Origin of the sequence: Paraburkholderia sp. (assembly GCF_024281035.1) — a bacterium.
Lineage (GTDB): Bacteria > Pseudomonadota > Gammaproteobacteria > Burkholderiales > Burkholderiaceae > Paraburkholderia.
In genome coordinates, this window is the sequence record NZ_JAMXLH010000061.1 from 1 (window position 1) to 5,758 (window position 5,758).

Consider the following 5,758-nt stretch of genomic DNA (forward strand, 5'->3'; position numbering starts at 1 on the left):
CGACCGGTTCCGCGGTGGCGGGGATTCAGGGTGGTGGCCTGCCGGCGAATACCGCGCCGAACAACAACGTGGTTGGCCGCGCCTGTATGAACTGTCACGTCATGGTGCACGGGTCGAATTCTCCGGCAGGCGCATTCCTCCATCGTTAATCACAGACGAAATAACAAATCGTGAAAACGCTCAAATGTGATTTTTCCGGGGAGAGTCTGGCGCCCCCTGTACGGTTGGCTGCGCTCGCGCTGTTCATGCTGGCCGTGCCGGGCCTCGCGGCCGCACAAGGCGCGGCCGCTGCGAAAACAACCGATGCCGCGACCGATACCGCAGCGGATGACGAGATGGATAGCGACGTCAAGGCACTTGTGTGCCCGACCAACTATCTCGAAGCGGGCATCCTGAACGCGTCGAACGGGTCGACGAAGTTCGGCGAGTACAACGGCATTAACGAGTCCGGTCTCTACGGCATCGGCAACTTCAACGTGCAGGGCGGCAGCGGTTTCTGCCAGAAGGGTGGCAACCTGCGCTGGCAGGTCACCGGCCGTGACCTCGGGACCACGTCACGCTCCGCAGGCGCCAGTATCGAAGCCCAGGGCAAGTGGTCGTTCGGGGTGAACTTCGACCAGTTGCGCCACTACACCACGACAGGCTACGAAAGTCCGTTCCAGGGTTCGCAGGGCGGCAACGTGTTCTTTCTCCCGCCGAGCTTCGGCGTGATCAACAAGAACTCGGCCGCCGCGGGGCAGCCCGCGGGATCGCAGGGCGGTACTCAGGGACTCACGGCCTCGCAACTGGCGGCATTCAACAAACATGACGTCTATAACCAGCGCCTGAATACCAGCCTGACGTCCGGCTACCAGATCGACGACAACTGGAGCGTCAAGTTCGACTACAACCACCTGGACATGTCCGGTGCGAAGTTGATCAGCTCGGCGACGGAAGCGGTGACGCTGAACGGGTTGAATTACGCCAATCAGGGCATCAATGTCCTGATGAATCCGACCGAGTCCACCACCGACAACTTCAACGTCGCGCTGAACTGGGTCGGACAGAAGGGTTACGCGAGCGCGGAGTACTACCTTTCCGTGTATCGCGACGACTTCAGCGGCCTGTCGTGGTCGAATCCGCTCGTGACCGGCACCACTCCCGCCGGCCCGGCTTCGACCCCGCACACGGGCGCTGTACCGACCGGCAACTTCCCGGTCGACACCATGAGCACGCCGCCGGATAACCAGTTCCAGCAACTGAAGGTCACGGGCGGCTATATCTTCAGCACCGACACCAAGGTGGTGGGCAGCGCCTCTGTCGCGCTGAACACGCAGGACGACAGTTTCGCCGGCACGTATACGCCGGGTTCGATGATCAGTCTGCCTGCGCAGTCGCTCGATGGCCAGGTCATCATCTGGCACGCCGACGGCCGCCTGACGCATCAGTTCACCAACAAGCTCGGCCTGAACGTGGGCTTCACGTACAACGAGCGCGACAACAATACGTCCTCCAACACGTATACGTTTGTCGACATCGGCGGCCGGAACAGAACCGTTGTCAACACACCGATGAGCCTGCGCAAAGCGGACGTCGATGCCGGACTCGACTACCGCTTCGACAGCGCCCAGCATCTGCATTTGGGTTACGAGTTCGAGGAGATCAACCGCTGGTGCAAGAATGCGCTCGCCAACAACGCAACGGGTGCCTCGGCGCCTGGCGGCTACTATGTGGACTCCTCGTGCGTGCAGTCGCCTGACTCCGCTGAAAACCGGCTCGTCGCGAAGTACAACCTGAATCTTCTTGATTCGGTCAGCTTCAACGCGGGCTACACCTACGCGGATCGCAGGGCGACCATCAATCAGGCGTTCTACAACCCGATTGAAGCAGCCGGAATGGAAGACTTCGGCTTCGTCGCGTTCTATCAGGCATCGCGTCGCGAGAATCTGTTTAAAGCCGGCGTGAACTGGCAGGTGACCAACGCCTTCAGCGTTGGCGTCGATGGCCGGTATACGCGCGACGACTACTACGACCACGTATTCGGCGTACAGAGCGGCAACTCCAGCAGCATCAACCTGGATGCGGAGTACGACCTTTCCGAAAACTACTCGTTTGGCGCTTACGCAAGCTGGCAGAACAACTCGTACAGCATGTTGAACACCAAGGGTGCTGCCTCCAATCCGGGTTTGCCGGGCGCTCTCCCGGGGAATGAAGCCAACGAGTGGGGCAATTCACTGGCGGATCACGACGTTGCGTTCGGCGTCGACGGCAAGCAGAAGCTGCTCAACGGCAAGCTCCGGTTCAACGAAGACGTGTCTTACTCGCTGGGCCGGTCCACCTACACCACGACGAACGTGAATCTGCCGGCGCAGGCCGCGGGTACGTTCGGGTCGCCGCCGGACATCACCAGCAATCTGCTTCAGGTTCGTCTGGCCGGGTCCTATCAGCTGAACAAGGCCTCGACGGTCAGCGCCGGATATATCTACCAGCGGCTCATCTCGAACGACTACTTCTACAACGCTTACGCGTTCGGCTTCACGCCGACGAGCCTGACGCCGTCGAACCAGGTGTCGCCGAACTATACGGAGAATATTGTGTTCGTGACCTACCGCTATTCTTTCCTCTAGGAATTATTAGTACGACCTGGTACACACCATGAACGAAAAGATCCCTGAAAACGAAAAGACACCCGGATTGCTGTCCAGGATATGGCGCACATTGCGGCGGCCGTCGGCAAAGTGGTCCATGCTGACCCTGCTTCTGATCGGCGGCCTGGGCGGCATCATCTTCTGGGGCGGCTTCAACACCGCCCTGGAGGAAACCAACCAGCTGGCGTTCTGTACCAGCTGCCATGAGATGAAGGACAACGTCTATCAGGAATACAAGACGACGATCCACTACTCGAATCGCGTCGGCGTGCGGGCGATCTGCTCGAACTGCCACGTTCCTCACGAGTGGGGCCCGAAAATGATTCGCAAGATTCAGGCGAGTCAGGAAGTGTGGGCCAAGCTGACCGGCAAGATCGATACGCGCCAGAAGTTCGAATCGCATCGTATGGAACTGGCGACGAAGGAATGGGCACGCATGAAGGCGAACGGTTCGCGTGAATGCCGCAATTGCCACAGCTTCGAAGCCATGAGCAAGGATGCGCAGGGCGAATCGCGCTACAACAAGCACATGGCGGCACAAGCGGCTGGTCAGACCTGTATCGACTGCCACAAGGGTATTGCGCACCACCTGCCCAAGGAATACCACGACCCGAACGAAGACGAGTAATTCGAGTTGTGGAATCCGCTTTTGATGCGGATGTATCGCGAGACCGGCATTGCCGGTCTCGTTTGCATTGCGCAATCCGCCGCGATCCGTGAGTAAGTGATTTTTCCGGCTTTCGGTTGACGGCGCTGCCGGAACTGGTGAGACACCCGTCGCATCCGTGATTCGATGCGTACGCACCGAGTTTCCTTCGGCGCTGCCGCAGCGTCACCTATACGAAGCGATCAAACCGGATCGGCCGGCAGCGCAGCCGGCGCACTGACCGGCGCCTCATCCTGCATCGCGCGCAGCCAGCGCGTATGCGCCTCGCGCTCGGCAATCAGCAGCTGCGCGCGCCGCAGCGTCGCCGCCGCCGCCCACGCCCACGCCCACGCCCACGCCCACGCCCACGCCGCCACGCTGCACAGCAGCATCGCCCACAGCATCACCGGCGCCATGCTCGCCCGCTGGTGCAGCGTGTTCCACCACCGCACCGAGAAGTACATCACCGGCAGATTCAGCGCCCCCAGCAGCGCCAGCACGATGTACGCTCTTTTAACTCACCGAGGATTACCAGAGAATGCGGCACAGATCTTGAGAAAGGGGAATTCCTCGTCGCGGTCGCTGTAATTTTCAATGAGTCTTTTTATTTAGATTCCCGAATCATCAAATATTGTCAGATGCGATCACCGTGCCCCATTTATGTGCTTATATATTTGCTCCGAACCAGCAATCCAGCAGAGGAGTTAGACCGAAATGCCGATTCCCGCATACATGTGGCTCAAGGATGACGGAGGAGCGGATATCAAAGGTGCCGTCACAGTTCAGGGACGAGAGGGAAGCATTGAGGTAATCGGATTCGCTCACGGCGTGAACCTGCCTGTTGACAACAGAACCGGAAATATTACCGGCTCGCGCACGTACGCCCCAATGACCCTGGAAAAGGAGTTCGACTCCTCCAGTCCATATCTCTACAAAGCCGTATCCAAAGGTCAATCGCTGCAGTCTGCAGAACTGAAGTGGTATCGCATCAACGACGCGGGCCAAGAGGTGGTGTATTCATCATGCTCCTGGAGGGCGTGAAGGTCGTCGGCGTCAATCCCGGAATGGCGAACACTCAACTCGACGCGATGTCCCCACTCAATCATCTCGAATCAGTCTCGTTGTTGTACGACCGCATTACCTGGCGCTACACCGACGGCAACATCAAGTTCACGGATAGCTGGAACGAGCGGTCCTGATCATGGCATTACAGGGAAAATTCGTTGTCGACAACAAACCGGATTTGTATCTGGTCATGTTTGGTGCAGGGGCGTTTCCAGCATTTTCGGGAGATGGCTCCTACCGCAACCGTGGGGGCTGCACCGCGATAGTGACCAGAGGCCCCTTACCCGCCGGTAAATACTGGATAGTTGATCGGCCTGGTGGTGGTTTTCGTTCTAGATCGGAAGCGGCCATCAAAGATATGTGGAACGCTGTTTTCGGCACAACGACCAATCATTCGGAGTGGTTTGCCTTGTATCGGGATGACGGTCTGATTGACGATTGGACATGGGTAAATGGTATCAAGCGCGGCAATTTCCGGCTGCATCCATCCGGTGGCAGCGGACGTTCGTTTGGCTGCATTACACTGCAAACTCGCGCGGACTTCCAAAGACTTCGACAAGCGTTACTGCACACCACAACCGTCCCTGCCAGAAATTCAGGCATACGTGCATATGGGTAGATTGAGGTAGTTACGAATGGAAATACTTGCCCATAGCGCTGCCAAAGTGCTGCTATTTTGCGGGTTGTTTCTTTTAGCGGTTCGGTATGTTCATACCTACCCGATGCCAATGACGATGCAGCAGCAAGATTTTTGGAGCGAGATATCGGAAGCATTCGGGATTGCCGATTCCGAATTGTTCTATATCTGCACGATGATCACTATCGACCTAGTAGTGGCCATCGTGGCGTACTCGATTCTGATGAAATTTTTACGACGTTATCGCACGCAGCGATAAGAAATGTGCATCGACGATTACCAAGGAGCGCGATGCGGGTCTTGAGGATGAAATTTTCCTCGTTACGGTCCCCTTAAGCTCCGCGCTCGATGACCTTGCGTCTAAAACAAGCATGTGACTGCGTCCCGAGCAGCGCCGTTGGCTTGTCGTTGCCTTCGGCGCTGCCGCAGCGTCACCCGCAGCGTCACCTATACGAAGCGATCACACCGGATCGACCGGCAGCGCGGCCGGCGCACTGACCGGCGCCTCATCCTGCATCGCGCGCAGCCAGCGCGTATGCGCCTCGCGCTCGGCAATCAGCAACTGCGCGCGCCGCAGCGTCGTCGCCGCCGCCCACGCCCACGCCGCCACACTGCACAGCAGCATCGCCCACAGCATCACCGGCGCCATGCTCGCACCGCTCGCGCGGATCGTCGCCCCCTGGTGCAGCGTGTTCCACCACCGCACCGAGAAGTACATCACCGGCAGGTTCAGCGCCCCCAGCAGCGCCAGCACCGCGCACGCCCGGTCCGCGCGCTGCGGGT

7 protein-coding genes and 1 pseudogene are annotated in these 5,758 nt (G+C 58.8%); 6 read left to right on the forward strand and 2 right to left on the reverse strand.

Annotation, left to right across the window (positions count from 1 at the left end; translation table 11 throughout):
* Positions 1–170 precede the first annotated feature (170 nt).
* Both Q0L30_RS20390 and Q0L30_RS20395 read left to right on the forward strand, forming a co-directional pair.
* Positions 171–2,606 carry an MtrB/PioB family decaheme-associated outer membrane protein gene (locus Q0L30_RS20390; RefSeq protein WP_296660360.1) on the forward strand — a complete coding sequence of 812 codons (2,436 nt, stop codon included), beginning with the start codon at positions 171–173 and terminating at the stop codon, positions 2,604–2,606.
* A gap of 28 nt (positions 2,607–2,634) precedes the next feature.
* Positions 2,635–3,255 (forward strand): NapC/NirT family cytochrome c, encoded by a 621-nt coding sequence (locus tag Q0L30_RS20395; RefSeq protein ID WP_296660363.1) that lies wholly within the window; start codon positions 2,635–2,637, stop codon positions 3,253–3,255.
* Positions 3,256–3,476: 221 nt separating this feature from the next.
* On the opposite strand, the gene Q0L30_RS20400 is transcribed toward Q0L30_RS20395, so the two are convergent.
* Positions 3,477–3,773: a hypothetical protein gene (locus tag Q0L30_RS20400; protein WP_296660366.1), complete on the reverse strand. Its 297-nt coding sequence runs from the start codon at positions 3,771–3,773 to the stop codon at positions 3,477–3,479.
* Positions 3,774–3,987: 214 nt separating this feature from the next.
* On the opposite strand from Q0L30_RS20400, the gene Q0L30_RS20405 reads away from it, so the two are divergent.
* The 4 genes from Q0L30_RS20405 to Q0L30_RS20415 are packed head-to-tail and all read left to right on the forward strand — an operon-like array spanning position 3,988 to position 5,234.
* Positions 3,988–4,314, forward strand: coding sequence for an Hcp family type VI secretion system effector (locus Q0L30_RS20405; protein ID WP_367277843.1), 327 nt, complete (start codon positions 3,988–3,990; stop codon positions 4,312–4,314).
* Positions 4,296–4,472, forward strand: coding sequence for a hypothetical protein (locus Q0L30_RS25815; protein ID WP_367277844.1), 177 nt, complete (start codon positions 4,296–4,298; stop codon positions 4,470–4,472). The genes Q0L30_RS20405 and Q0L30_RS25815 overlap by 19 nt, the downstream gene beginning before the upstream one ends.
* Positions 4,473–4,474: 2 nt before the next feature.
* A complete protein-coding gene (locus Q0L30_RS20410) occupies positions 4,475–4,957 on the forward strand; it encodes a DUF2778 domain-containing protein (protein ID WP_296660368.1) in 483 nt (160 codons plus the stop codon).
* A 16-nt stretch (positions 4,958–4,973) separates the two neighbouring features.
* Positions 4,974–5,234, forward strand: a complete 261-nt coding sequence (locus tag Q0L30_RS20415; protein ID WP_296660371.1) for a hypothetical protein — start codon at positions 4,974–4,976, stop codon at positions 5,232–5,234.
* 201 nt (positions 5,235–5,435) lie between these two features.
* Here the strand turns inward: Q0L30_RS20415 and Q0L30_RS20420 are convergent.
* Positions 5,436–5,758, reverse strand: a pseudogene (locus tag Q0L30_RS20420) (heme ABC transporter permease); the annotation flags it as partial.

What these genes read in the sequence shown, in the direction of transcription:
- Q0L30_RS25815 (WP_367277844.1), top strand. Translation starts at nt 4,296, where the DNA reads ATGCTCCTGGAGGGCGTGAAGGTCGTCGGCGTCAATCCCGGAATGGCG.
- Q0L30_RS20415 (WP_296660371.1), top strand. Translation starts at nt 4,974, where the DNA reads ATGGAAATACTTGCCCATAGCGCTGCCAAAGTGCTGCTATTTTGCGGG.
- Q0L30_RS20410 (WP_296660368.1), top strand. Translation starts at nt 4,475, where the DNA reads ATGGCATTACAGGGAAAATTCGTTGTCGACAACAAACCGGATTTGTAT.
- Q0L30_RS20395 (WP_296660363.1), top strand. Translation starts at nt 2,635, where the DNA reads ATGAACGAAAAGATCCCTGAAAACGAAAAGACACCCGGATTGCTGTCC.
- Q0L30_RS20405 (WP_367277843.1), top strand. Translation starts at nt 3,988, where the DNA reads ATGCCGATTCCCGCATACATGTGGCTCAAGGATGACGGAGGAGCGGAT.